Annotated in this window: 24 protein-coding genes and 1 pseudogene; 16 read left to right on the top strand and 9 right to left on the bottom strand. The window is 58.6% G+C overall.

Annotation, left to right across the window (positions count from 1 at the left end; genetic code table 11):
- The first annotated feature begins 34 nt into the window (after positions 1-34).
- The 5 genes and pseudogenes from BM395_RS20675 (at position 35) to BM395_RS23900 (ending at position 5,575) form a co-directional block, all read left to right on the top strand.
- Positions 35-1,018 (top strand): fumarylacetoacetate hydrolase family protein, encoded by a 984-nt coding sequence (locus BM395_RS20675; RefSeq protein ID WP_090515321.1) that lies wholly within the window; start codon positions 35-37, stop codon positions 1,016-1,018.
- Entirely contained in the window at positions 1,008-1,658 is a 651-nt protein-coding gene (gene maiA / locus BM395_RS20670) for a maleylacetoacetate isomerase (protein WP_090515319.1), read from the top strand. The genes BM395_RS20675 and maiA overlap by 11 nt, the downstream gene beginning before the upstream one ends.
- A gap of 161 nt (positions 1,659-1,819) precedes the next feature.
- On the top strand, positions 1,820-3,280 hold the full coding sequence (locus tag BM395_RS20665; RefSeq protein WP_090515317.1) for a sodium-dependent transporter: 1,461 nt from the start codon (positions 1,820-1,822) through the stop codon (positions 3,278-3,280).
- Positions 3,281-3,616: 336 nt separating this feature from the next.
- Positions 3,617-4,714: pseudogene (locus BM395_RS23905) on the top strand (HAMP domain-containing protein); the annotation flags it as partial.
- Positions 4,691-5,575, top strand: coding sequence for a methyl-accepting chemotaxis protein (locus BM395_RS23900; RefSeq protein WP_371850770.1), 885 nt, complete (start codon positions 4,691-4,693; stop codon positions 5,573-5,575). The pseudogene BM395_RS23905 and the gene BM395_RS23900, both read left to right, overlap by 24 nt.
- 59 nt (positions 5,576-5,634) lie before the next feature.
- Here the strand turns inward: BM395_RS23900 and BM395_RS20650 are convergent, their stop codons facing one another.
- Positions 5,635-6,831, bottom strand: a complete 1,197-nt coding sequence (locus tag BM395_RS20650; RefSeq protein WP_244529024.1) for a metal-dependent hydrolase — start codon at positions 6,829-6,831, stop codon at positions 5,635-5,637.
- 163 nt (positions 6,832-6,994) lie between these two features.
- On the opposite strand from BM395_RS20650, the gene arfB reads away from it, so the two are divergent.
- Both arfB and BM395_RS20640 read left to right on the top strand, forming a co-directional pair.
- On the top strand, positions 6,995-7,408 hold the full coding sequence (gene arfB / locus BM395_RS20645) for an alternative ribosome rescue aminoacyl-tRNA hydrolase ArfB (RefSeq protein ID WP_090515313.1): 414 nt from the start codon (positions 6,995-6,997) through the stop codon (positions 7,406-7,408).
- A 94-nt stretch (positions 7,409-7,502) separates the two neighbouring features.
- Positions 7,503-8,390: a LysR family transcriptional regulator gene (locus BM395_RS20640; protein WP_090515311.1), complete on the top strand. Its 888-nt coding sequence runs from the start codon at positions 7,503-7,505 to the stop codon at positions 8,388-8,390.
- Between the two features lie 37 nt (positions 8,391-8,427).
- Here the strand turns inward: BM395_RS20640 and BM395_RS20635 are convergent, their stop codons facing one another.
- A complete protein-coding gene (locus tag BM395_RS20635; protein WP_069900453.1) occupies positions 8,428-9,051 on the bottom strand; it encodes a cation efflux transmembrane domain-containing protein in 624 nt (207 codons plus the stop codon).
- Between the two features lie 63 nt (positions 9,052-9,114).
- Here BM395_RS20635 and BM395_RS20630 point away from each other — a divergent pair, with 63 nt between their 5' ends.
- Positions 9,115-9,546, top strand: coding sequence for a MerR family transcriptional regulator (locus tag BM395_RS20630; protein ID WP_069900452.1), 432 nt, complete (start codon positions 9,115-9,117; stop codon positions 9,544-9,546).
- 79 nt (positions 9,547-9,625) lie between these two features.
- On the opposite strand, the gene gap is transcribed toward BM395_RS20630, so the two are convergent.
- Positions 9,626-10,627 carry a type I glyceraldehyde-3-phosphate dehydrogenase gene (gap, locus tag BM395_RS20625; RefSeq protein ID WP_069900451.1) on the bottom strand — a complete coding sequence of 334 codons (1,002 nt, stop codon included), beginning with the start codon at positions 10,625-10,627 and terminating at the stop codon, positions 9,626-9,628.
- A gap of 134 nt (positions 10,628-10,761) precedes the next feature.
- Here gap and edd point away from each other — a divergent pair, with 134 nt between their 5' ends.
- Both edd and BM395_RS20615 read left to right on the top strand, forming a co-directional pair.
- Positions 10,762-12,588 carry a phosphogluconate dehydratase gene (edd, locus tag BM395_RS20620; RefSeq protein ID WP_090515309.1) on the top strand — a complete coding sequence of 609 codons (1,827 nt, stop codon included), beginning with the start codon at positions 10,762-10,764 and terminating at the stop codon, positions 12,586-12,588.
- Entirely contained in the window at positions 12,585-13,538 is a 954-nt protein-coding gene (locus BM395_RS20615) for a glucokinase (RefSeq protein ID WP_090515307.1), read from the top strand. Before edd ends, BM395_RS20615 begins: the two co-directional genes overlap by 4 nt.
- Here the strand turns inward: BM395_RS20615 and BM395_RS20610 are convergent.
- Positions 13,535-14,404, bottom strand: coding sequence for a MurR/RpiR family transcriptional regulator (locus BM395_RS20610; protein WP_069900448.1), 870 nt, complete (start codon positions 14,402-14,404; stop codon positions 13,535-13,537). The genes BM395_RS20615 and BM395_RS20610 overlap by 4 nt on opposite strands.
- A gap of 172 nt (positions 14,405-14,576) precedes the next feature.
- Between BM395_RS20610 and zwf the strand changes: the two genes are divergently transcribed.
- From zwf to BM395_RS20580, 6 genes are all read left to right on the top strand, one after another.
- Positions 14,577-16,046 (top strand): glucose-6-phosphate dehydrogenase, encoded by a 1,470-nt coding sequence (zwf, locus tag BM395_RS20605; RefSeq protein ID WP_090515305.1) that lies wholly within the window; start codon positions 14,577-14,579, stop codon positions 16,044-16,046.
- Positions 16,033-16,755, top strand: a complete 723-nt coding sequence (gene pgl / locus BM395_RS20600) for a 6-phosphogluconolactonase (protein WP_090515303.1) — start codon at positions 16,033-16,035, stop codon at positions 16,753-16,755. Before zwf ends, pgl begins: the two co-directional genes overlap by 14 nt.
- Positions 16,756-16,767: 12 nt before the next feature.
- Positions 16,768-17,439: a bifunctional 4-hydroxy-2-oxoglutarate aldolase/2-dehydro-3-deoxy-phosphogluconate aldolase gene (locus BM395_RS20595; protein ID WP_244529023.1), complete on the top strand. Its 672-nt coding sequence runs from the start codon at positions 16,768-16,770 to the stop codon at positions 17,437-17,439.
- A 135-nt stretch (positions 17,440-17,574) separates the two neighbouring features.
- A complete protein-coding gene (locus tag BM395_RS20590; protein WP_090515302.1) occupies positions 17,575-18,015 on the top strand; it encodes a 3-isopropylmalate dehydratase in 441 nt (146 codons plus the stop codon).
- A 162-nt stretch (positions 18,016-18,177) separates the two neighbouring features.
- Positions 18,178-18,597 carry a YciI family protein gene (locus BM395_RS20585; RefSeq protein WP_090515300.1) on the top strand — a complete coding sequence of 140 codons (420 nt, stop codon included), beginning with the start codon at positions 18,178-18,180 and terminating at the stop codon, positions 18,595-18,597.
- 29 nt (positions 18,598-18,626) lie between these two features.
- Positions 18,627-19,043 carry a VOC family protein gene (locus BM395_RS20580; protein WP_090515298.1) on the top strand — a complete coding sequence of 139 codons (417 nt, stop codon included), beginning with the start codon at positions 18,627-18,629 and terminating at the stop codon, positions 19,041-19,043.
- Positions 19,044-19,114: 71 nt separating this feature from the next.
- Here BM395_RS20580 and ggpS read toward each other — a convergent pair whose 3' ends face one another.
- From ggpS to BM395_RS20555, 5 genes are all read right to left on the bottom strand, one after another.
- Entirely contained in the window at positions 19,115-21,394 is a 2,280-nt protein-coding gene (ggpS, locus tag BM395_RS20575; protein WP_090515296.1) for a glucosylglycerol-phosphate synthase, read from the bottom strand.
- 180 nt (positions 21,395-21,574) lie between these two features.
- Positions 21,575-22,840 carry an MFS transporter gene (locus BM395_RS20570; protein ID WP_069900440.1) on the bottom strand — a complete coding sequence of 422 codons (1,266 nt, stop codon included), beginning with the start codon at positions 22,838-22,840 and terminating at the stop codon, positions 21,575-21,577.
- A 165-nt stretch (positions 22,841-23,005) separates the two neighbouring features.
- Positions 23,006-24,343, bottom strand: coding sequence for a DUF2254 domain-containing protein (locus BM395_RS20565; protein WP_090515294.1), 1,338 nt, complete (start codon positions 24,341-24,343; stop codon positions 23,006-23,008).
- A 138-nt stretch (positions 24,344-24,481) separates the two neighbouring features.
- Entirely contained in the window at positions 24,482-25,681 is a 1,200-nt protein-coding gene (locus BM395_RS20560) for an amino acid aminotransferase (RefSeq protein ID WP_090515292.1), read from the bottom strand.
- On the bottom strand, positions 25,678-26,034 hold the full coding sequence (locus tag BM395_RS20555) for a 4a-hydroxytetrahydrobiopterin dehydratase (protein WP_069900437.1): 357 nt from the start codon (positions 26,032-26,034) through the stop codon (positions 25,678-25,680). The genes BM395_RS20560 and BM395_RS20555 overlap by 4 nt, the downstream gene beginning before the upstream one ends.
- Positions 26,035-26,072 lie beyond the last annotated feature (38 nt).

Raw genomic sequence — 26,072 nt, 5'->3', positions numbered from 1 at the left:
AAAACCGCACAAACTTCTTGATAAGGTCGTTTAGATGAAACTTGCCTCTCTGCAACAAGGCCGTGACGGCATTCTGGTAGTGGTTTCGCGGGACCTCACCCGCGCGATAAAAGTGCCTGCCATTGCTCCCACCCTGCAAGCTGCGCTGGATGATTGGGCCAATCTCCGTGCTCCGCTGGATGCGGTGTATCAGCGCCTCAACGATGGCCTTGAGGCGGACGCCTTTGCTTTTGACCAATCGGCGTGCCACAGCCCGTTGCCACGCGCTTTCCATTGGGCCGATGGCAGTGCCTATGTGAATCACGTGGAGCTGGTGCGTAAAGCCCGTGGCGCCGAAATGCCTGAAAGCTTCTGGCACGATCCGCTGATGTATCAAGGTGGCAGCGATGCCTTCATCCCGCCGCACAGCCCGATTCGCATGGCAGATGAAGCCTGGGGTATCGACCTTGAGGCTGAACTCGCGGTGATTACCGATGACGTGCCGATGGGCGTGAACTCGGCCGATGCTGCGGGTCACATCAAGCTGCTGATGCTGGTCAACGATGTTTCGCTGCGCAATCTGATTCCCGGTGAGTTGGCCAAGGGCTTCGGTTTTTATCAGAGCAAGCCGTCATCGAGTTTCTCGCCGGTGGCAATTACCCCTGATGAGCTGGGCGATAGCTGGAAAGACGGCAAGGTGCAGCGGCCATTGGTGTCGCACATCAACGGTCAGTTATTCGGCCAGCCGGATGCCGGCACCGACATGACCTTCAATTTCCCAACGCTGGTGGCGCATGCCGCGAAAAGCCGGCCGCTGGGCAGTGGTACGATCATTGGTTCGGGCACCGTTTCCAACTACGACCGCAGCGCCGGGTCTTCTTGCCTGGCCGAGAAGCGCATGCTTGAAATCATCGAGCAGGGCGAAGCTAAAACACCGTTCCTCAAGTTCGGTGATCGGGTCCGTATCGAAATGTTCGATGCGGCGGGCCACAGTCTGTTTGGCGCTATTGATCAGGCTGTAGAACGCTATGAGCCATGAGCTGACGCTCTATTCCTACTGGCGTTCCAGCGCGGCGTACAGGGTGCGGATTGCGCTTAATCTCAAGGGTTTGGGTTACCGGCAATTGCCGGTTCACCTGGTTCGTGATGGCGGCCAGCAATTAAGCCCCGAGTATCAGGCGCTCAATCCGCAGGCATTGCTGCCGTTGTTGGTCGACGGTGATGTGCGCATCGCGCAGTCGCTGGCTATTCTGGAGTACCTCGAAGAAGTCTATCCGGTGCCGGCCTTGCTGCCCGCCGAGCCTGCTGCGAGGGCACAGGTGCGGGCGCTGGCGCTGCACATCGCCTGCGAGATGCATCCGCTGAACAATCTGCGGGTATTGCGTTATCTGTCTGGCGAGTTGGATGTCAGTGATGAGCAGAAAACCGCGTGGTATCAACATTGGCTGCACACCGGCTTCAAAGCGATCGAGGCGGGGCTCGCGGTCTTTGATGGCAAATTGTCCCTTGGTCAGCGTCCCGGATTTTTCGAAGCCTGTTTGATCCCACAGGTGTACAATGCGCGCCGTTTTAACTGTGACCTCGATGCGTACCCACGCATTCTTGCCATGACGGCGCGTTGTGAAGCTCTCGATGCCTTTAAACAGGCGGCTCCCGAGGTGCAACCCGACGCAGAATAAGGTTTATCCGACCTTGCGGGGCGCCACATGCAAACGTTTAGCAGTCATTGCTGCGCTCCATAGCGCAGCGTGAACGCGCGTTTGTCTGGGCCCTCTACATTCCGTCGCACCACGAGTGCGACGGGTTCGATTCCGTCACAGATAAAAACAACAGGTGACGTATGACCCGAGCTACACCTAAAAACCTCTGGCTCTCACGCTGGGGCTTTATCCTTGCGGCAACTGGCTCTGCGGTAGGGCTGGGTAACATCTGGAAATTCCCCTATATCACAGGCGAGTACGGCGGCGGTGCCTTCGTGCTGATGTACCTTGCCTGTATTCTGGCCATCGGTATTCCGGTCATGATGACCGAGATCGCCATTGGTCGCCGTGGTCGCGGCAGCCCGATTGACGCCATTGGCCGCGTGGTCAAAGAAAACGCCGGTAACCCGTTGTGGAAAGCCGTCGGCGGCATGGCCATGCTCGCAGGCTTCATGATCTTGTGCTTCTACGTGGTCGTCGCGGGCTGGGCGTTTGCCTACACCTGGAAAATGCTCGACGGCTCGCTGGCGGCCACCAGTGTTGAGGCACTCGGCGCTGCATTCGAGGCGCACAACGCCAATCCCTGGCAGTTGGGCGGTTGGAGTGTGCTGGTTGCTTTGCTAACCCTGTGGATCGTCGCCAAGGGCGTGCAGAAGGGCATCGAGAACTCGGTTCGCTGGATGATGCCGGGCCTCGCGGTAATGTTGGTCGCGCTGGTGGGTTATGCCTACAGCAGCGGCAGTTTCTCGGCTGGCTTCGACTTCCTGTTCACCTTTGATGCCTCGAAAATCACCGGTGAAGCTTTGCTGGCGGCATTGGGCCACGCGTTCTTCACCCTGAGCCTGGCCTCGGGTGCGATCCTCACTTATGGCTCCTACATCCCGGATGGTCAGTCCATTGCGCGCACCACGTTCATGGTGGCCATCTGCGACACGGCTGTGGCACTGCTGGCGGGTCTGGCAATTTTCCCGATCATCTTTGCCAACGGCATGAGCCCGAGCGCCGGGCCGGGCCTGATCTTTATGAGCCTGCCGCTGGCCTTCCAGCAAATGCCAATGGGCACCGTGTTCGGCGTTCTGTTTTTTGCCATGGTGTCGATCGCAGCGCTGACTTCAGCCATCTCGATGATCGAAGCAACGGTTGCCTACCTCAACGAGAAGCACGGGGTTAGCCGGATCAAGGCTGCGCTGGTTTCGGGTGCGGTGTTGCTGGTCATCAGCATGCTGGCGATGCTGTCGTTCAACCTCATGGCCGGCTGGACGCCGATGGGCAAGAACTTCTTCGACTGGCTGGACTACCTGACATCTCGCTGGATGATGCCGCTGGGCGGGATCTTCATCGTGTTGCTGGCGGGCTACGCACTGCGTGACGAGATCATGCGTGAAGAGCTCGACTTGCCGCCATTCGGCTACGCGCTGTGGTTGTTCATGGTGCGCTACGTATCGCCGGTGCTGATCATGATCGTGTTCCTCAATGCCCTTGGCTGGCTGGGCTTTGATCCGATAGCCGGCTGGTATTGGATTGCCGGTGCGATTGGCCTGCTGACCATCCTCGGCGAGGTCATGTGGCCGCGCGTGGTGCCTGTTCTGGCAGGTCGTTAAACACCTCCGGTCAGCAAAGAAAAAGCGTACGGTGCGAGCCGTGCGCTTTTTTTATGCCTGCGATTCAAGCGTCAAGGTCGGCATCAATCTGCGGTTGAGTGGCGGGAACCTGCCAAATTCAAGGTTAAGCTCAGCGTGAACTTGCCGATATAACACTTTGGATATAAGACGATCTGCACGCATTGCTGATCAATCTTGCGCGCCAGAGGCGTCGATGATTAGGACAAGGAGTGATGGCATAAGGCTTGCTATCACAGTCGTCCAACAAATACTGCCGCTGGCTCGGGCTGTCGCGAGGCCCGCCGGTGCAGTGAATAACGATAATGGAGTGATTCTATGCTGTTGCCTGTTTCCCGCGTATTTAGCAACTTTGCCGTCGGCAAAAAACTGCTCGGCGGATTTACCGTCGTGTTGCTGTTAACGGCGGCGGTGGCGCTGACGGGCTATTGGGCGGTAGAGGCTGTTGCCGGGCGACATGAGCAGGTCAACCGTTTCAGCGCGATCGACGTGGCAGTGCTCAATGCACTGCGTTTCGAGGGTGATTATGCGCTGAAACAAACCGCCGATACGGCATCGCGGACCCGCGATCAGTTCGACGTGGTCAAGGGTCTGCTGGATGAGCAACTGAGCCGCGACGATGGCCACAACAGCAACCAGTTGGAAGCCATGGGCACTGCTTTAGAGCAGTATCGCCAGCAGTTCGATCAGTTTGTGGCGCTGACCGATAAGGCGCGCCAGGCGCGCGAACAAATGAGCAGTGCGGCGGGCGAGGCGCGTGATCAGTTCGAAATGATCGAGTTCGAAATGTACGACGCCGTGCGTGAACTGCGCCTTGAAGGCGACAAATTAAAAGGCAGTGATCCATTAACGCTGGCGGAGACAGCATCGGGGTTGAGCAAGCGCATGCTCGACCTGCGCAGCAATGAGAACCTGTACATCATTGATGGTTCGGCCGACGCCCTGCGCGACTGGAAGTACACCAATGAAGACCTGGAAACGGTCGCGCGCAACCTGATGATCTGGCTCGATGATGATCAAAAGACTTCGATCGATAAAGCCCTGCAGGCGCTGAAGGTGTATCAGCAGGCCTTCAATAACTACATGCAAGTGGTCAGCGATGGCAATGCAGCCGAGGCCACCATGCTTGAGGCTGCGCATGCAGTGCTGGCGCTGGTTGATCAGGCCAAGGTGGCGGAAGCTGCAAGCATGCAGAGCATTCGCCAACAGGCGTTGCTGGCGTTGATCGGCATGGCCGCCGCTGCGGTGCTGATCGGGGTGATTGCAGCCTTGTTGATCACCCGCTCGATTGTCGCGCCATTGCGCCAGGCCGTCACCTTTGCCGAGCAGATCGCTGCTGGCGACCTGAGCCGTGACATCGTCTGCGAGCGGGCCGATGAGGTCGGACAGTTGATGTCGGCCATGCAGCGCATGACCCTGAGCCTGCGCAATTTGATCGGGCACATTGGCGGTGGTGTCAGCCAGATTGCTGCTGCCGCAGAGCAGCTTTCGACCATTACCGCGCAGACCAGCGTTGGCGTGCAGCAGCAGAAACTTGAAACCGAACAGACGGCAACGGCCATGCACCAGATGGCCGCCACTGTGCAGGAAGTTGCTCAGAACGCCGATCAAGCGTCTCTGGCTGCTCGCGAGGCCGACAGTGAGGCGCAGCAGGGCAATAGCGTGGTGCAGGAGGCGGTTTCGCAAATACACAGCCTGGCAGGCGAAGTTGAGCAGTCGGCACAGGCCATTGAAGCGCTTAATCTTGAGAGCGAGCGCATTGGCAGCGTGCTTGAGGTGATTCGTTCGGTTGCCGAGCAAACCAATCTGCTGGCGCTCAACGCCGCGATTGAGGCGGCGCGGGCAGGTGAGCAAGGCCGTGGTTTTGCAGTAGTGGCAGACGAGGTGCGGGCCTTGGCGCAACGTGCGCGCACTTCAACCGAAGAGATCGAAACCCTGATCGCCGGGCTGCAAGACATGGCCAAAGGCGCTGCAGAGCAGATGGGCAGCAGCTTGAAGCTGACGCGGCGCACGGTTGATCTGGCCCTTGATGCGGGTAATGCGCTGGGCCGCATCACTTTGTCTGTCAGCACCATCGAGCAGATGAATCAGCAGATTGCGGCGGCCGCTGAAGAGCAAAGCAGCGTGGCGGAAAACATCAGCGAAAGCGTGACTCGGGTGCGCGACATTGGCGAGCAGAGCGCCACCGCGAGCGAACAAACCGCAGCCTCCAGCGCCGAGTTGGCGCGTCTTGGGCTTGAATTGCAGAATCTGGTTCGCCAATTCCGGACGGCGTAAATCATTGCGCGCAGGCTAGTCGTTCGAGTCTGCGCGCAAGTCGGCGAGTGGCGGTTGGTTTAGCGGGTTTGACTGATTAACGGCTTGGCCAATTCGCTAGCCCATGCCGCCAAGGGCACCGGCGTATCAGGGTGCCAGATGCGGGTCCAGAGTAGTTTCAGGCGATCCAGATCGCCCCGGGCGACCGGCCAACGCTCAACCGTACTTTGCAATTGCCATTTGCCGTTTTGCCAGTGAGCAAAGTCGAAGCGGAAAGGATGAAACCCGGTCATGCCCAAACGCAAATCAGTGACAATCAAATAGCTTTCAGCCTCTTTCTGCCCATCATCGCTCAGGCCATCAGCCGCTAAGTTGCTATCAGTTCGGGAGTCACCACGCTGGCCGACCATTCGCTGGCCGTCAAGACGGTGGGTGTCACTACGGTGGCCGTCAAGACGGTGGCCGACAATTCGGTCGTAGCGCAACAAACCATCAGTAAACCAGGCCAGTCGCGCATGTGCGGGCGAATCCTTGAGGGCTTCTGCCAGTTGTGTGCCGCGTGAAATCCGCTCGAGTACTGGCGGGCTATGGTCAAACCAGCCGGACAACGCTTCATAGTAGTCATCGCCATCGAGCACCATCACCCGCCAAAGCAGGCTATTGAACGGCGTGGGCGAGCTGAATATCTGCTCAGCATGGATCCCTTGTTTCGCCAGTTGCGCTTCGACCCGGTACTCGGCAACGTTTTTACCCACTACAGTGCTGGCCAGATACGCCGTCGATATTGCCAGCGCGATGGCGGGTGCCTTGGCGAATCTGCCCTTCAGGCCGTAAATCAAGCCAAGCGTCATCGCCGCCAACAATGGCAGGGTGTACAGCGGGTCGATGATGAATATGCTCGACCAGGCAGTGGGCGTCGGCGTCAGCGGCCAGAACAATTGGGTGCCATAACTGGTGAAGCTGTCGAGCAATGGATGGGTGGCGAGCACCAGCCACAGGGTCAACAGCAGGCGTTTACCCGAATAGCCGGGGTTGGGTGCAAAGCGCCGGATCAACAGCGTCAGCACTATTGCCACGGCGCTCAACACCAACAGGGAATGGCTGAAGCCGCGGTGATAAGTCATGTCCGCTACTGCATCGCCGTAATCGATCAGCACGTCCATGTCCGGCAGCGTGCCGAGCAGCCCGCCATAGAGCAGGGCTTTACGACCTTGCCAACGACCGAGCAGGGCGCCCTGAATGCCGGCGCCGAGCACCACTTGAGTCAGTGAGTCCATGATTCAACCTTGCGATGGAGATGAGGCAATTGGCCTAAATTAGCCTAAGCGCCCACGCGGTGGCACGGAAAAAGCGTGATTAAAATTTACCGGGCTCAGGCTTAAACCCAGCCCGGGTGCGACTCGGGTTATGCTTGTGGCTCATTTATAAAGAATTGTGAGCATGCTGGAAGTCTCAAATAGCGTTCATTTGCCAGATGATGAGGTCGAGCTTACGGCTATCCGCGCTCAGGGTGCGGGCGGGCAAAACGTCAATAAGGTGTCGAGCGCCATGCATTTGCGCTTCGATATTCAGGCCTCGTCATTGCCGCCGTTCTACAAGGAGCGCTTGCTGGCGCTGCGCGACAGCCGCATTACTGCGAGCGGTTTGATCATTATCAAGGCGCAGCAATACCGCACGCAGGAACAAAACCGCGCAGATGCACTGGAGCGTCTGCTTGAGTTGATCCGCAGTGCGGCTAAAACTGAAAAAGCCCGGCGCCCGACCAGGCCAACTCTCGGCTCCAAGAAGCGCCGGCTTGAGGGCAAGACCAAGCGCGGTGCGATCAAGGCCGGCCGCGGCAAAGTCGATTTTTAATCACGGCAGAGCACGTTGGTGACCGGCGTTGGCTCTGAGGATTCATGCGTGAACAGAGCTGTTTTGCGCCGTCATTTTTGATTAAAGTTCAGCAATGAAATCGACCCTTGATGAATTGCAAGCCTACGTCGCGGTGATTGACTGCGGCTCTATCAGTGCGGCTGCAGAGTTGCTGGAACAGACTGCATCCGCCGTTAGCCGGGCGCTCAGTCGGCTTGAAGAAAAGCTCGATGTAACCCTGTTGCGGCGCACCACCCGGCGGCTGGAAATCACCGAGGAGGGGCAGGCATTTCTGCTGCAGGCGCGCAAGATCATCGCCTCGGTGGAAGAGGCCGAAGAACAGATGGCCCTGCGCAGGCAAAAGCCGGCCGGACGCCTGCGGGTTAATGCGGCGTCGCCGTTTATGCTGCATGTCGTGGTGCCGCTGGTTGACGGATTCCGGACGTTGTATCCGGATATCGAGTTGGAACTCAATAGCAGCGATCAGATAATCGATCTGCTTGAGCAGCGCACCGATGTGGCGATACGTATTGGCCCGTTGCGTGACTCGACCCTGCACGCCAGGCCGCTTGGCAGCAGCCAGCGGCGCGTGCTGGCAAGTCCTGCATACTTACAGCGGGCCGGCGTGCCCGAAACGGTCGATGCGCTGAGGCAGCATTGCCTGATCGGCTTCACTCAGCCAGAAAGCCTGAACCTGTGGCCGCTGCGCCATGCGCAGGGTGATGGCTGGATGATCAACCCCAGCCTCTATGCCTCAAGTGGCGAGACAATCCGCCAGTTGGGGTTGGCTGGGAACGGCATCGTGTGCCTGTCGGACTTCATGACCGCAGCGGATTGCGCGCTGGGTAATCTTGTGCAGGTTTGCCCGCAGGACACGCTCGAATCGATGCAGCCGATTAATGCCGTGTATTACCGCAACACGGCATTGGCGGCGCGGATCACCTGTTTCATCGATTACCTGAGCAGTCACATGGTCAGGTGATGATCGCGCCGATTCTGCGCCGCTGGTGTCAGGGCGCTCAGTGGCTGTGCGCCTCTGCCTGCAGTTCATCACGAGCCTGGCGGGTGACCTGATACGCGGCGCTGATGGCCAGGCTGGCCATGATGCTGGCAACAATCAGGTCGGGCCAGGCGCTGCCGGTGCCGAATACACCCAGTGCTGCAATCAGAACGGCAATGTTGCCGATGGCATCGTTGCGGGTGCACAGCCAAACGCTGCGCATGTTGCTGTCGCCTTCACGGTAGGCGTAAAGCAGCGCTGCCGTCAGCAGGTTGGCAACTAACGCCAGCGTGCCGATCACGCCCATGGTTTGCGCTTCAGGCACCACGCCATTGACTGCGTGCCACACGGCCACAATCAATACGCCGCAACCGAAGACCAACATCGAGAACGCTTTGAACAGCGAGGCTTTGGCGCGCCACACAACGGCCATGCCGAGTACCCAAAGGCTGATGCCGTAGTTGGCGGCGTCGCCGAGAAAATCCAGTGAGTCAGCCAAAAGCGACACCGAACCGGCCTGGAAACCGCTGGCAATCTCGACCACGAACATGGCGAAGTTGATGATCAATGCCAGCCAGAGGATTTTCCGGTAGCCCTTGTCCGGTGGTGTTTGCGGTGTATGAGCGCAGCAATTTGCAGACATTTTGCTTCTCCTGTCAGGTAATGAGCGCTACGCTAAACCCTGTAGTCACTACGGAGTCAATAGGTGAGTAAGCCATTTACCATCAGCGCGCTGAGCCGCGAAAGTGGCGTAAACCTTGAAACTATCCGCTTCTATGAGCGTAGCGGCCTGTTGCCGGAACCGCACCGCAGCGCTTCCGGTTATCGTCACTACCAGCCGGTCGATGTAGACCGCGTGCGCTTTATTCGCCGTGGTCGTGAGCTGGGATTCAGTCTCGACGAAATTCGCACCTTGCTCGGCTTGGCCAGCCAACCGCATCGCTCATGCGAGGCTGCCGACAAGCTGGTGCGTGAGCACATTGCGGCGATAGATGAACGTGTCCGCGACTTGCAACGTATGCGTGCCGAGTTGGCCAAGCTTGAGGGCTGTGAAAGCCATGAGGCGCAGCATTGCCGACTGCTTGAGGCGCTGGACAATCGCGCCTGCTGTATCGAGCCACTGCAACTGGATAGCTAAGCTTGGTACTTGGGCCTTCACTTGGCGCAGAGGCAAGTGAAGGCCAAATGACCCTGCGGTTTATCGCTGCAAGCGCCAGTCAGCGTGCCGCGCACAGGGCAATGCAGTTATCGAGCATGCGGTTGGAGAACGCCCATTCGTTGTCGTACCAAGCCATTACTTTGAGCAGGTTGCCGCTGACACGCGTGTGGTTGGCGTCGAATATCGACGACAGTGGGTTGTGATTAAAGTCGCATGACACCAACGGCAGGCTGTTATAGCCGAGTACAGATGATTGCTCGCTGGCGGCCAGCATCATCGCATTAACCTCATCACGACTGGTCTGGCGTTGAACATTCAGGGTCAGGTCCACCAGCGACACATTGATCACCGGTACGCGCACCGCCATGCCCGTCAACTTGCCGGCCAGTTCTGGCAGCACCAGGCCGACGGCTTCGGCAGCGCCAGTCTTGCTGGGAATCATCGATTGAGTGGCTGAGCGGGCGCGATAAGGGTCGCGGTGATACACATCGGTCAGGTTCTGGTCGTTGGTGTAGGCGTGAATGGTGGTCATCAAGCCATTTTCGATGCCCAGTTCGCGATGCAGCACTTGCGCGACCGGGGCCAGGCAGTTTGTGGTGCAGGACGCGCTGGAAATAATCTGGTGCTCGGCGCGCAGAATGTCGTGATTCACCCCGAATACCACGGTTGCGTCAGCGCCCTTGGCGGGCGCCGAGATAATCACCTTGTTGGCGCCGGCCTTGAGGTGGGCGGCAGCCTTGCTGCGTTCGGTGAATAATCCGCTGCATTCGAACACCACATCGACCTGTAGTTTTTGCCACGGCAATTGCCCGGGATCGGCAATTGCACTGACAGCGATGCGGTCACCGTTTACGCTAATACTGTGGTCATCGTATTCGATGCTCGCATCGAACAGGCCATGTACGCTGTCGTGCTTGAGCAGGTGGGCATTGATGGCGCTTTCGCCGAGGTCGTTGATGGCAACGACTTGCAGATGCTGGCGGTAATCCTGCGTATACAGCGCGCGCAGGACGTTACGGCCAATTCGACCAAAACCATTGATAGCGATACGCAGCGTCATAAGCTTGTCCGTTTTTGGTTTTGTTGTTGGAAAACTAAAATTACTCCTGTTTAAATAGAAATCAAGGCGTTATTAAACGCATTATTTTGTTAGATGTTACTAATGCGGCTTATCACGAGCCCGGAGTCAATATCATGCATCCCCGTGTTATCGAGGTAACAGACCGTCTGATTGAGCGCAGTCGCGCCACCCGCGAACGCTACATGGCGATGATTGCGGCGGCGGCCAGTGACGGCCCGCAGCGTGGCAAGTTGCAATGCGCCAACTTCGCCCATGGTGTGGCCGGTTGCGGCGCGGAAGACAAGCAGTCGCTGCGCCTGATGAATGCCGCCAACGTGGCGATAATCTCGGCTTACAACGACATGCTTTCGGCGCATCAGCCGTACAAGGATTACCCCGAGCAGATTAAACAGGCGCTGCGCGATGTCGGTTCGGTCGGCCAGTTTGCCGGTGGCGTACCGGCGATGTGTGATGGCGTCACCCAAGGTGAGCCCGGCATGGAGCTGGGCATCGCCAGCCGCGAAGTGATTGCCATGTCGACGGCCGTGGCGCTGTCACACAACATGTTTGATGCCGCGCTGTATCTGGGTATTTGCGACAAGATCGTGCCGGGCCTGATGATGGGCGCGCTGCGTTTCGGTCATCTGCCAACCCTGTTCATTCCCGCTGGCCCGATGCCTTCGGGACTGTCGAACAAGGAAAAAGCCGACGTACGCCAGCGCTATGCCGAGGGCAAAGCCAGCCGTGATGAACTGCTCGAAGCTGAAATGAGTGCTTATCACAGCCCCGGCACGTGCACCTTTTACGGCACGGCCAACACCAATCAATTGCTGATGGAAGTGATGGGGCTGCACTTGCCAGGCGCCTCGTTCATTAATCCGAATACCCCGCTGCGTGATGCGCTTACGGTCGCCGCCACGCGGCAGATAACTCAACTGACCAAACAGGGCGGGCAGTTCACGCCGCTGGCCGAGATTGTTGATGAGCGCTGTCTGGTCAATGCGATTGTGGCCCTCAGCGCGACTGGCGGCTCGACCAATCACACCCTGCATTTACCGGCGATTGCCCGGGCAGCAGGCATACAACTGACATGGCAGGACATGGCCGACTTGTCGGCGGTAGTGCCGACGCTGGCGCATGTTTATCCCAATGGTAAATCCGATATCAATCATTTCCAGGCCGCAGGCGGCATGGCGTTTTTGATTGCTCAATTGCTTGATGCCGGCTTGCTGCATGACAACGTCAACACAGTTGCCGGGCACGGTTTGCGCCGCTATACCCAAGAGCCGTTCCTGCAGGACGGTGAACTGGTGTGGCGTGACGGGCCGGGCAAGAGTTACGACGAAAGCGTGCTGCGGCCGGTAGCTAACCCGTTCTCGCCTGAAGGCGGATTGCGGGTGATGGAGGGCAATCTCGGCCGTGGCGTGATGAAGGTCTCTGCGGTGGCGCTGGAGCATCAGGTTGTCGAGGCGCCGGCCAGGGTGTTTCAGGATCAACAAGCCTTGGCCGATGCGTTCAAGGCCGGTGAGCTGGATTGCGACGTGGTCGCGGTGATGCGCTTTCAGGGCCCGCGCTCGAATGGCATGCCCGAGTTGCACAAGATGACGCCGTTTCTCGGTGTGCTACAAGATCGCGGCTTCAAAGTGGCGCTGGTAACAGACGGGCGTATGTCCGGTGCGTCGGGCAAGATTCCGGCGGCCATTCATGTGTGTCCGGAAGCCTTTGATGGCGGCCCGCTGGCACGTGTGCGCGATGGCGACATTATCCGCCTCAACGGCCTGACCGGAGAGCTGAGCGTGTTGCTTAGCGATGGCGAATGGGCCGCCCGTGAAAATGCGCCGGGCCTGCTGGACAACGGCGTCGGTTGCGGCCGTGAGCTGTTCGCCTTTATGCGTCACTCATTCAGTACCGCCGAGCAGGGCGCCAGCGCCTTCACTCAGAGTCTGGAGTCGCTTAAGTGACAGTGGCAATTGTCGGCGACATTGGCGGTACGCATGCGCGTTTCGCCGTGTGGCGCGACAACGGCCTTGAGCAGATCGAGGTGCTGGCGACAGCGGATTACTCCAGCCCCGAGTCTGCGCTGGCGGCTTACCTTGAGCGAGCCGGTTTGTCTCTGGGTGCGGGCAGTGCCGTGTGCCTGGCTTGCGCCGGGCCGGTAAGTGATGGCGACTTTCAGTTCACCAATAACCACTGGCGAATCCACCGCGATGCATTTTGCCGGGCGCTGCAAATCGAGCGGTTATTGCTGATTAATGACTTCGCCGCCACCGCGCTCGGCGTTATGTTGCTCGAGCCGAATGAGCGGCTGGCGGTGCGCGCTGGTCATCCGCAGGCTGATCGCCCGGTTGTGGTAATGGGTCCGGGTACAGGCTTGGGCGCGGCGAATCTGTTGCCTAATGGCGCAGGCGAGTGGCAGGCGTTGCCGGGTGAGGGCGGGCATGTCGACTTGCCGATTGGCAGTGAGTCCGAGGCTGAGCTTTGGTTGCTGCTGCACCGGCAATTTGGGGCTGTGCAGGCCGAAGATGTATTGAGCGGCGCAGGGTTGCTGGCGCTGTACGCGGCGGTTTGTCAGCGCAATGGTCAGCCGGCGCAGCACGCAAATGCCGCGCAAATCTGTGCAGCGGCGTTGCAGGGCGAATCGCTGGCAGCGAAGGCGCTAGAGCAGTTCTGCGTGTGGCTGGGCCGCGTGGCGGGAAACCATGCGTTGAGCTTGGGCGCGCGCGGTGGCGTGTATATCGTTGGCGGAATGGTGCCGAGATTTGCCGACTTCTTCTTACGCAGCGGCTTTGCGGCTGCCTTCGCCGACAAAGGCGCGATGGGAGATTATCTGGCGGATGTTCCGGTGTGGCTGGTAACCGCGCCATACCCGGGCTTGTTGGGCGCGGGTGTGGCGTTACAGCAGGCCGGTTAGTCGATGTCGCTGTCGACCGGATAACGACTGTCGTTAAGGCTCTCCTTGATCTTGCGCAGGTGCGGCTGGAAATCCACGCCACGGCGTAGGGTTACGCCCGTCGCCAGCACATCAAGAACGGTCAGCTGGATGATGCGCGAGGTCATCGGCATGTAGATGTCGGTGTCTTCCGGCAGGGGAATGTCCACGCTCAGTGAGCTGGCTTTGGCCAGTGGTGAACCGGCTGCGGTAAGCGCCAGTACCGATGCGCCATTTTGACGGGCAATGCGTGCGACTTCGACCAGTTCGCGGGTGCGCCCGGTGTAGGAAATAATCACGAACAGCTCACCGGTGTGCGCGACCGACGCCAGCATGCGCTGCATCAGCACGTCGGCGTGGGCGCTGACTGCCAGATTGAAGCGGAAGAATTTGTGTTGGGCGTCGAGTGCGACAGGCGCCGAGGCGCCGAGGCCGAAAAAGTGAATCTGCCGGGCCTGGATCATCATATCCACCGCGCGGCTGATCAGTTGCGGATCAAGTGATTGGCAGGCGCTGTCGAGTGAGGCGATCGCACTGCCAAAAATCTTGCGGGTGTAGGCATCCGGCCCGTCACTGGCCTCGACTGCACGGCTGACATAAGCCGCGCCGCTGGCGAGGCTTTGGGCCAATTGCATTTTCAGTTCCGGATAGCCGTTAACCCCGAACGAACGGCAGAAGCGATTGACTGTCGGTTCGCTGACCTCAGCGGTTTGCGCCAGCGCAGCTATGCTCAGGCGAGTGGCCTGCTGCGGGTTGCGCAAAATGACTTCGGCGACCTTGCGTTCCGCCTTGCTCAGCGTGTCGAGGCGGCCCTGGATTTGCTCCAGAAGATTACGCGCACGATCCATTTTTATTCCTTATTCGGTCGATAAAGTGCAGGGCTATCGTACTGGCGCCCATGCGTTGCGGCCACATCAACCTAGTGTAGCTGAGATATGTTGTTTTTATTACTACATTAGTCCTTGAAAAAAACAGTCGTAGCGGTTAAATCTAGGTTTCATTGTTAAAAGAACTAACATCATGCCTAGCATTACGGTTGACTGCTGCACCTTCGCGCTGTTTGGTGCGCTGGGTGACCTTGCGCTCCGCAAGCTGTATCCGGCGCTTTACCAGTTGGATCGGGCGGGGTTGCTTAACAGCGACACGCAGATTCTGGCGCTGGCCCGTGATGCCGGAGAACCGCAACATTACCTTGGGCTGATCAGTGATGCGCTGCGCCAATACGTGCCGGCCAATGAGCATGATGATGCGGTAATGGCTCGATTCGAGGCGCGCCTGCGCTATTTGCGCATGGACTTTCTGGTTGAAGACGATTATCGCGCCTTCGCCGATGCTACCCGTGATGCCCGCCAGGTGATTGCCTATTTCGCCACGCCTGCTGCTGTTTACGGCGGCATCTGTGCCAATCTGGCGCGCCTGGGTTTGGCCGGCATTACCCGCGTGGTGCTGGAGAAACCGATTGGCCATGACCTGCAATCATCACGCGCGGTCAACGACGCCGTGGCGCAGTTTTTTGCCGAGACACAGGTTTACCGGATAGACCATTACCTCGGCAAAGAGACCGTGCAAAACCTGATTGCGCTGCGGTTTGCCAATAGCCTGTTCGAGACCCAGTGGAACCAGAATCATATCTCCCACGTGGAAATCACCGTGGCCGAGAAGGTGGGCATCGAAGGGCGTTGGGGTTACTTCGACAAGGCCGGGCAGTTGCGCGACATGATTCAGAATCACCTGCTGCAATTGCTTTGTCTGATCGCCATGGACCCGCCGAGCGACCTCTCGGCAGACAGCATTCGTGACGAGAAGGTCAAGGTGCTCAAAGCGCTCGAATCTATCAGCCCGGAACAGCTGAGCCAGCGCGTGGTCCGTGGCCAATACATTGGCGGAACCTCGGGCAACAAAACCGTGCCCGGCTATCTGGAAGAAGACAACGCCAACGCGCACAGCAACACCGAAACCTTTGTTGCGCTGCGCGCAGATATTCGCAACTGGCGCTGGTCGGGCGTGCCGTTCTACTTGCGTACCGGCAAGCGCATGCAGGAAAAGCTTTCGCAAATTGTCATCCATTTCAAAGAGCCGCCGCACTACATCTTTGCGCCAGAACAGCGTGCACTGATCAGCAACCGGCTGATCATTCGCTTGCAACCGGATGAAGGTATCTCGCTGCAAGTGATGACCAAGGATCAAGGGCTGGATAAGGGCATGCAGTTGCGCAGCGGGCCGCTGCAGTTGAGTTTTTCCGACACCTATCCGAGTGCGCGGATACCGGATGCGTACGAGCGCTTGCTGCTGGAAGTGATGCGCGGCAACCAGAATCTGTTTGTTCGCAAAGACGAAATTGAACATGCCTGGCAATGGTGTGATCAGTTGGTCGCCGGCTGGAACAAGCTCGGTGATACACCCAAACCTTATGCAGCAGGAACCTGGGGGCCAATGGCTTCGATTAATCTGATAGCCCGAGACGGGAGGTCCTGGTATGGCGATCTCTGAGCTGGCGTTGCCTGAAGGCGTGATTGCTCATTGTTTGAAAAAGCCTCAGCAAATGGCAACTTCGCTGGCGCACAGCGTCGCCGATGCGTTGCGCCAGGCAATTGTGGCTCGCGGTGTGGCAACGCTGGTGGTGTCTGGCGGGCGCAGCCCGATTGCCTTCTTTGAAGCACTGGCGACACAACCGCTGGATTGGGCCAAGGTCGTTATCAGTCTGGCGGATGAGCGTTGGGTGGCGGTCACCCATCCGGACAGCAACGAAGGCCTGCTGCGCAAGCATCTGCTTCAGGGTCCATGCGCGGCGGCGCGTTTTGTCGGGCTCTATCATGGCGGAGCCACGTTACAGGCGGCTGCAAAGTTGGCTGATGAGGCGCTGGCCTACTTGCCGCCGATTGATGTGCTGGTGCTGGGCATGGGCGATGACGGCCATTGTGCGTCGCTGTTTGCCGGTAATCCTCAGCTCGATGAAGCCCTGCTGCCAGGCAACACCACGCGCTGCGTGCCGATGCTGGCGCCGGGTGTGCCGCATCAGCGCATCAGCATGACCTATGCATTGCTGGCGTCTGCCAATGCGCAGTTCCTCGCGGTGCAGGGGGCCGGCAAACTCGACACCTTGCAACAGGTCGTCAGTGATCTTGACGCTACTTCTGCCATGCCCGTGCGCGCTTTCATGCGGCCACCACTGCAAATTTACTGGAGCCCGCAGGGCTAAGGATTCGCCTCCATGTCTATGACCGAACAACAGTTACAGCAGCACATGGCTGAAAAGACTGCCCGGCTTGATCGGATCTGCGCGCAGGCGCGGATCATGCCGGTGATCACGATTGCCCGTGAAGCCGATATTCTGCCGCTGGCCGATGCATTGGCCGCAGGCGGTTTGACGGTGCTGGAAGTGACGCTGCGCTCCGAACACGGCCTGGCCGCTATCGAGTTGCTGCGCAAGCAGCGCCCGGAGTTGTGTGTTGGCGCCGGCACGGTGCTGGACGCCGCCACCTTTAGTGCCGCTGAGCAGGCGGGCGCGCAATTTATCGTCACGCCGGGCTCGACTGAAGAGGTGCTCAAGTTCGCGATGCACAGTGCCGTGCCATTGCTGCCAGGCATCGCCACGGCCTCTGAGTTGATGCTCGGCTACGGCCTTGGCTATCGGCGTTTCAAGCTTTTTCCGGCCGAGGTGTGCGGCGGCGTGGCGGCGCTCAAGTCGTTGGGCGGGCCTTTCGCCGCCGCGCGTTTTTGCCCGACAGGGGGCGTGAGCCCGGCCAATGTTCGCAGCTATATCGAGCAGCCAAATGTCATGTGTGTGGGTGGAACCTGGATGCTGAATAAAGAGTGGATAGCGCAGGGCGACTGGGCTCAGGTCAGCCAAAGCAGCGCTGAGGCGTTACGCTTGCTCGACTAGTGAAGTGCAAAGCCACCTTGCAAGTTTGGCGGTTGATTGCAACGGTTTGTTACAGATGTGCCAGCTTTGATTGAGCCGCGTCTCGCAGTAGTGGCATAGTGTTGGCCAGCTGTATCTCACTCATGGAGGATTTATATGCGCTTGATCGTTGCGATGTTGTTACCACTCGTTATGGTTGGTTGTTCATCTGTTCCCGCCGAGAAGGTCAAGCCTATTGCTGAAGATCGCTTCCTCGCGTTTCAGCAGCCGGGGGAGAACACCGGTGAGCTGGTGGTCAATCGGGATTACGGTTTCATGGGCGGTGGCTGCTACATTGCCGTCAAGGTTGACCGCAGCGTCGCCGCGCGCATTGCCGTAGGCGAATCCGCACGGTTCAATGTTTCGCCCGGCAATCACATCCTCGGCATCGCCATCGACGAGCAGGGCGAGTTCCTCTGCAACAACGGCCGTCTTGAGCGCGAACTCAAGGTGCGGGTCGAGAAAGGTCAGTCTCAGGAGTTTCGCATCGTCAGTGAAAACAAAGGCGGGTTCGATATCCGCAAGGTAGAAGTTCAGGCAGAAGCTGAGGCGCCCTGATCGCCCACACTCTGGCCATCTATCTAAAAAACACCCGTGCACTCGCCGGGTGTTTTTTTATGACTAGAATTTTATCCTTGGCTATCAACTCTTCAGTTGCTTTGTGTCATGGGCGGCCCGTGCTGTTGGTAGCAATATCGAATACCCGGATGGAGTTTGATTATGCGCTTTATGGTTATGGTCAAGGCGAGCCCTGAAACCGAGGCGGGCATCATGCCCACTCGCGAGCTTCTCACCGAAATGGGTCGGTATAACGAGGCGTTGGTCGAGGCCGGTGTGCTGGTCTCGGGTGAGGGATTGAAAGCCAGCCGGCATGGTGCCCGTGTGCGTTTCAGTGGTGCTTCCCGTGAGGTGGTCCATGGACCATTCGGCTCGCCAAATGATCTGGTCGCGGGCTTCTGGATTTTTCGCGTCGACTCATTGGATGAGGCGATCGAGTGGGTCAAGCGCTGCCCAAACCCGATGATCAGTGACAGTGACATCGAAATTCGCCAGATCCTTGAAGACGATGATTTCGGCGCGGCTTTCGATGATCCCTTGCGTGAGCAGGAAGCCCAGTTGCGGGCGCGACTGGCAGATTAGGTGAGCGCCTTAATTGGCGGGAGTCGATCATGAAAATAAATCCCTACCTGATGTTTGATGGCCAGGCAGAAGCCGCGTTTCAGTTGTATGCCAAGGTCCTCAAGGGCGAAATCAAGACGCTGATGCGCTACCGCGAAACCCCTGAATGTGCAGAGATGCCCGAGCCGTTTCTGGATCGGGTGATGCATGTCTGCCTTGAGGTTGATGGTCAGCTGCTAATGGCGTCGGATACCGCGTCGGCAGAGCCATTTTCTGGCATGAAAGGCTGCTCGATCACGCTCAATGTCGCGAGCATTAGCGAGGCGCAGCGGGTATTTGATACGTTGTCTGAACAGGGCACGGTGGAAATGCCGCTGGCGCAAACGTTCTGGGCGGTGCGCTTCGGCTCGCTGGTCGATCGCTTCGGTGTTTCCTGGCTGATCAACTGCGAAAAAGATGACGCCTGATTCGCGTCGGGGCTAACCAGCTGATTGCCGTGCAGCCCGCCTGAACGAGCTACACGGCAATTTGGCGGGTCTTACGAGGCCATGCCGATACGCGCCAGTTCGGCGTCTACCGGCTGCTGCGGCTCATCGGCAACCGCTGCGAGGAACTCGTCACCCCAGCGACGAATGTCGTTGTAGCTGACGATATCGAACAGCTCGCGCAGGCGCGCCTGAGCTTCTGTCTTGGGCAGGTTGAGCGCCCAGTAACAGGTTTGTGCCAAATCTTTCGGGTCGTGCGGGTTGGTCAGCAGCGCGCCTTTGAGTTCGGCGGCCGCACCGGCAAACTCCGACAGCACCAACACGCCGCAACCGCCCAGCAAGCCCTGCGCTGCGACAAACTCCTTGGCGACCAGATTCAGCCCGTCGCGCAGTGGGGTAATCCACATCACGTCGGCCATGGCGTACCAGGCGCTGACTTCCTCGAACGGCAAGCTGCGGAAGAAGAACTGCAAAGGGGTCCAGCCGATGCGCGCAAAGCGTCCGTTGATCCGGCCGACGGCTTGCTCGATCTGGGACTGCAACTCATCGTAAATGGTCATTTCCTTGGCTGCCGGCACGCATACCGTGACCAGCGTCACCTTGCCGAGCAGTTCAGGGTTCTCGTCGAGCATGCGCTCATAAGCCTGGAGCTTTTCCAGAATGCCTTTGGTGTAGTCGAGGCGTTCTACCGAGAGGATCAGCTTCACACCCACCAGCTCTTCGCGCAGACGATCCATCATTTCACGAATTTTCGGGCTTTCGAGCGCCGTACGTACCCGGTCGATGTCCAGACCCACCGGATGCGCGCCAAGCTTGACGGTGCGGCTGCCGGTATCCACGGCAGTGGTCATGCGCTCAAGGCCCACGGCGCAACCATAGGTGATGAAGCGCGGCGCACAATTTTGCCGGCTGACGGTCTGCAGCGGCGTTACCCCGCGCGCCACATCAACGAAGTTCTCAACCTGACGCGGAATGTGGAAGCCGATGTAATCGCACTGCAGCAAGCTGCCAATGATTTCGCGGCGCCATGGCAGCACGTTGAACACGTCTGCTGACGGGAAGTAGGTGTGGTGGAAGAAGGCGATGCGCAGGTCGGGGCGCAACTCACGCAAGTAGCCGGGCACCATCCACAAGTTGTAGTCGTGCAGCCACACGGTGGCGCCTTCTGCGGCTTCCAGTGCAGTGCGCTCGGCGAAAGCACGGTTGACCTTGAGGAACACTTCCCAGTCCTCTTCGCGGAACTGTGCGCGCTCCCAGAAGGTGTGCAGCGTCGGCCAGAAGGCTTCCTTGGAGAAGCGCTTGTAGAAGATGTCGACCTCTTCCTTGGTCAGCGCCACACGCGCCGCTTTGAGCTTTGGGTAACGCTCGGCGTCTACGGTGGTGTGGGTCTCAAAGGCGTCTGCTTCATCGCCTTCATGGATGGCCCATGCCACCCAGGAGCCGGGACGACCATCGCCAAAGAAACTCAGCAGGGTCGGGATAATACCGTTAGGTGATGTCGGTCGACGGCGCTGTAACTTGCCATCGGCGCCGCGGTATTCCTCATAAGGCAGGCGGTGATAAACCATGACCATTTCGGCTTTGCCCGGCTGCGCGGCCTGACGGCGCTCGGCGGCAATACCGTGTTCGCCAAGGAAACCGAAGTGGGCAAACGCTTGCAGAATGCCGCCGCAACCGCTGCGGTTGGCGTGCAACGTGCGTGAGTGGTGCGCCGTTGATTCGAGCAGGGCTGATTCGGACTGGCCAACACACACACCCTTGAAACGGGTGCTGAGCATGCTCAGGTCGTTGAGCGTATCGCCAGCGGCGAGTACCTGGTCGTCTTCCAGCTCCAGCCAGTCGGCAAGCGCCTCAAGGCTGGTGCCTTTGTTGACGCCCTTGGGCAGGAAGTCGAGATAGCGTTCGGCGGAGTAGAGCAGGTCGCAACCGAGCTTCTCGGCTACTTCGATCAAGGCTGGATTCGACGCTTCTTCCGGGCTGCAGAAATACGAGCAACGACGCACTTGCGGAACATCCTGACGCTCCAGCGCAAAGCCTTCCACGGCGCTGGCGACCTGACTTTCGCCGGGCCAGAGCGCGTCGATGTTGTTCTGCAGCGGTTGCACCGGTTGCAATGAATCACCGTAAACAATGCTGCCGCCCACATCGGCGATGATATAGTCGGGCATTGGCAGTGTTGGGTCTGCCAGCAGCGGCAGCACCGCTTCAAGGCTGCGGCCGGTAACGTAGGCCAGTTTGATTTCCGGGTGAGCGGCAATGGTCTGGTAAAGGCTCAGACGATCTTCGGGATCGCCAGCGAGAAAGGTTCCATCAAGATCGGTAGCAAGTAGCATGCGCTGTCTCCCTGTCCAGTAAGTGGTGCAGTGACGCGCCGACAATGGCCGACGAGCTAAGTGCTATCGATTCATGTACGGCAGCCGCGCAGGCTGGCGACAGATTCGATAGGCACTGCATTAGGCAGCTGACCATAAGGTGGCTGCCTTGTTGTTATGCAGGCGGGCGTAGCGCCGCGCCTACGGGTGTTGAGGGGCTGGCCCCTCGGATTCGGTTGGCTCATCTTCAGCGGGCGCGTCAGGCATGAGCTCGAGCACGGTGTGACTGGTGCGCAGCATGGGCACAAAGTGCGCCTGATCACCGCTGACCAGTTCACTGACACGACGCAGTCGGTAAAAGGTATAGACGCCAAGCAGGCCAAGGACCACAGCAAAATACAGTGGCAGGGCATGCGCGCCCAAATGCTCCATCAGCACGCCGACCAATAGCGGGCCGCATACCGAGCCAATACCGTTGACCATGAGCAGGCTGCTTGAGCCGGCAAGAATCTCATCACTGTGCAACTGGTCGATCAGCTTGGCTACCGCAATTGGATAGATGGCAAAGGTCAAGCCGCCCCAAATGAAGAACAGGCCCATCAATAGTGGCCCGGCAGTGACCAGGCTCATTGCAAGTGAAATGACCACAGACAACGCCACGATCCAGAACATCACCAGACGTCGGTCATGCTTGTCGGAGTAGCGGCCAATGGGCAGCTGGAGCAGGGCGCCGCCGAGAATCGTGGCACTCATCAGCAAACCGACGCCGCGGGCATCGAAGCCGCTGAGGCTGGCATAAATCGGTGCCATGCCCCAGAAAGCGCCCAGCGCCAGTCCGGACAAGCCCGCTGCGGCAATCGACAGCGGCGCAATGCGGGCGATCTCGCGCAGGTTGGTGTGCAGGGTTTCCGGTACGGTCGGCTGCGATTGGCGGGTCATGGTGATTGGCATCAACGCCGCAATAATCAAAATGGCCGACAACGAGAACAGTACAAATTCGGTCGGGGCGGCTAAGCCTAATAATTGCTGGGCCGCGGCCAGCGCGCCGAGGTTGACCGCCATGTAGATGGCAAACACCAGACCGCGTTTTTCGTTGCTGACTTTAGCGTTGAGCCAGCTTTCGATGATCATGTACAGACTGACCAGCGCCAGACCGTACAGCACCCGCAATGCAAGCCACACCCAAGGGTTGATGATGATGACGTGAACCAGAGCGGAGATCGCGGCGAGGGCGGCGCACAGGGCAAACGCACGAATGTGCCCGACGCGCCTGACCAGCGGAATCGCCAGCCAGGTACCGAGAAGGAAACCGACAAAGTACCCGGACATAATCAGTCCGAGCATTCCGGTGGAGTAGCCTTCGGCCACACCACGCAGCGTCAGTAATGTATTGAGCAGACCATTGCCGAGCAGGAGTAATGCAACCCCACTCAGCAGTGAACTGATTGGGGCAATTAGGGACCACATGGCGAACTACCCTAGGGAACTCTGTGCGTGATAGCAAGCACGAAGCGCGCCAATAGTAATTTATTGTTACTACTAACTATCTGATTTATATGTGTTTTTATCGACATAAATAAATCGATTAATTTTTTATGGCGGCAAAATGCACCAGCGTGGGGCGCAATTGTGTTATCGCGCATCGATCTCCAGAGGTTTCAGTGCCGTTTCATTTTGCAGTGGCGCCGCGTTGAAACGCTGCACGAATGCATTCAGTTCCTGACGGTCGCGTGGGTTGAGCAATTGCGCATCGGCGGTGTCGAGAACACTCTTGGCGTAATCAATAATTTCGTTCTGGTAGCGGGTTTGCGGGCAGGCATACAGCATGTTTTTAAGTGCTTGCAGCAACGTTGTAAGCACGCCCGGATCTGCGCCCCCGTATGTGCGAATAGAGCCCAGAACCAATTGCAGTAATTGCGCGACAGTAAGCTCGCGGATGTAGAGGCGGGGCGGTTCGTCATCCAGCTCAGCTACATCGAAGTCCGGCAACTGCAAGCGTTGAGTGAACAGCACGCTGAGCAGGTCAATGGCCTTGATCGCAGTGCCCGGATCGTTGATGCCGGGGCTAAGCGCCTTGACCGCAATCTCAGAGATTTGCTTGCAGCCGAAAAAGTAATGAATGCTTGCGTACTCCTCGATAAAGAAGTCGAAGCAGTCGAGCAACTGCTGGCAGATTTCTTCATTGCCTGGCCGATTGGTCTTGAACAGCGGGTGGCCAGCACTGACAAAGAAACCGTGATGGACCAGCACGGTCATCTGCAGGTCGTTTTCCTTGAGTATCTGATTGGCGGCGGCGACATTCAGCGCTTTGAAATAGCCACTGCGTTGTGATCGGGTCTGTGCCCAGTTTTGGTCGTTGGGCCATTCAGGTGAGGTTTCCAGTGCCTGCATCTTTTTGATCCGGCCCTGGAGTTTGCAGTGGGTGGTGGTGAACAGATTACTGAGGATGTGCTCGACTTGAATCGACTGCGAAATCGAGCGAATGAAGTGCACGAACAAGCCCAGGCAGCCAATGCCCAGGCCCAGTGAAATCAGCACGCCGAGGCTGGGTACTTTGTCGCTGCCGTTAAGTTCGATGGTGGTAATCAGCAGCAGGGAATAAAGAATGGTGCCGAGGTAGACGCCGAGGGTCTTTTGATGGCTCTTGCTGCTCACCAAGCCGGGAATTACCCGTGGCGAAAGCGCTGCGGCGGCGTTGTTGAGTACCACCATGACCATCGAGAAGCTGAACACCATCAGCGACAGAATGCCGCCAACCAAGGTGCCGAGAATCAGCCGTGCGTTGTCGGCATTTCGCACCAGGCCGATGTCGATTTCCTGCTTGATGCTCATCAGCCACGACTGATATTCAATCGACATGGTCAGTATGCAGAGCAACAAAAAGCCCAGGGCGATTACCGTCGGGTAAAACGCCAGGCTATGAATGGTACGTTGGTAAAGCCGGAACAGAATGTTGGAAGGGCTGGCCACTGTGAGTCGCGCTCATGTGAAAACGAATAGGCCAACTATAGCGAAGTACGCCGCGATGAGCCGAACCTTGCGCGGGTTAATCTGCCCGGCCCTGCGCTAAACACCGCACAAAGCCGGGCACTTAACTGATTTGACCGGTCAAACCTTGCAGACGTCGGCAATCGCCTGCGCCAGTTGATCGACCCGCCGAGCGTCGATTCCAGCCGCATTGGCGCGGCCTGAACCGACCATGTACACGCTGTGGCGTTCGCGCAGGCGCTCGACCTGCTCGCGCGTCAAACCGGTGTACGAGAACATCCCACGCTGGCGTGCGATATGGCCAAAGCGCTCGGCCAGATCATAAGGCTTCAAGGCGTCGACCAGTGCGCAGCGCAAACTGGCAATGCGCTGGCACATGCCTTCAAGCTCGTCCGTCCAGAGTTTACGTAGTGCCTCGTCGTCGAGAATGGTGGCGACCACGGCGGCGCCATGTGCCGGCGGTGTCGACCACAGATTGCGGGCGATGAAGGCCAGTTGGCTGCGCACATCGGTCAGCTTGCTGCTCGAATGGGCGCACACAATCAGCGCACCGGTGCGTTCGCGGTAAAGGCCAAAGTTCTTTGAGCAGGAACTGGTAATCAGCACCTCGGGCAGTGCCTCGCAGAACAGTCTCACCGACCAGGCATCGGCTTCGAGTCCGTCGCCAAAGCCTTGGTAGGCGATGTCGATCAACGGCAGTAAATCGCGCGCTTTAACCAACTCCAGCACCTGAAGCCAATCGGCCTGGCTGAGGTCGAAGCCCGTCGGGTTGTGGCAGCAGGCATGCAGCAGCACCACATCGCCGCGCGGCACGTGGCTCAATGCAGCCAGCATGGCGTCGACATTCAGGCGGTTGTCTGCGTCCACGTAGGGGTAATGATTAACCGCTAGCCCGGCGCTGGCGAAAATGCTCTCGTGAATTGGCCACGTTGGATCACTCAGCCAGATTCCACGCCCTGGCAAGCACTGCTTGATAAAGTCAGCTGCCAGGCGCAAGGCACCGGTGCCACCCGGCGTTTGGGTGGCCGCAACACGTTCATCGGCGAGTACCGGCGACTGATCGCCAAGCACCAGCCGGGTCACGTGCGCGCAGAACAACGCATCGCCATGGCCGCCGATGTAACCCTTGGTGGTTTCAGTTTCGACCAGGCGCTGCTCGGCCAGCTTGACGGCGCTGGGGATCGGGGTTTGACCGTTGGCGTCACGGTAAACGCCAACGCCCAGATCCAACTTGGCAGGATTGCTGTCGAGCTGATAGGCCTCCATCAGGCTCAGAATCGGGTCACCCGGTACGCGCAGGATCGGTGAAAAATGTTTCACTTGCGCCCCTCGGCCGTGCTCGCAACCTCGTCGGTGCGTGCGGCCATGATGAAGTCGTTACGGTGCAGGCCTTTGATCGAATGGCTCCACCAGGTCACGGTTACTTTGCCCCATTCGGTGAGCAGGCCCGGGTGGTGGCCTTCGGCTTCGGAGATTTCGCCTACGGCGTTAGTGAAGGCCAGCGCGTGTTTGAAGTTCTTGAACAGGTACACCTTCTCCAGTTGCATGATCGAGTCACGCACCTCGATGTTCCAGTCGGGAATCAGTTTCAGCAGTTCCGGCAGTTCGGCGTCGGATACTTGCGGTGCGCCGGCGCTGCAGGCTTCACAATGGGCTTGGGTAAGAGCGTTCATGGGTTTCTCCAAAATAGTCTTGGGCAGCGATCTGGCTG

Origin of the sequence: Pseudomonas marincola (assembly GCF_900116605.1) — a bacterium.
Taxonomy (GTDB): Bacteria; Pseudomonadota; Gammaproteobacteria; order Pseudomonadales; family Pseudomonadaceae; genus Aquipseudomonas; species Aquipseudomonas marincola.
Note: the sequence above shows the minus strand (reverse complement) of the source record. Positions and strands in the feature narration are given on the sequence as shown.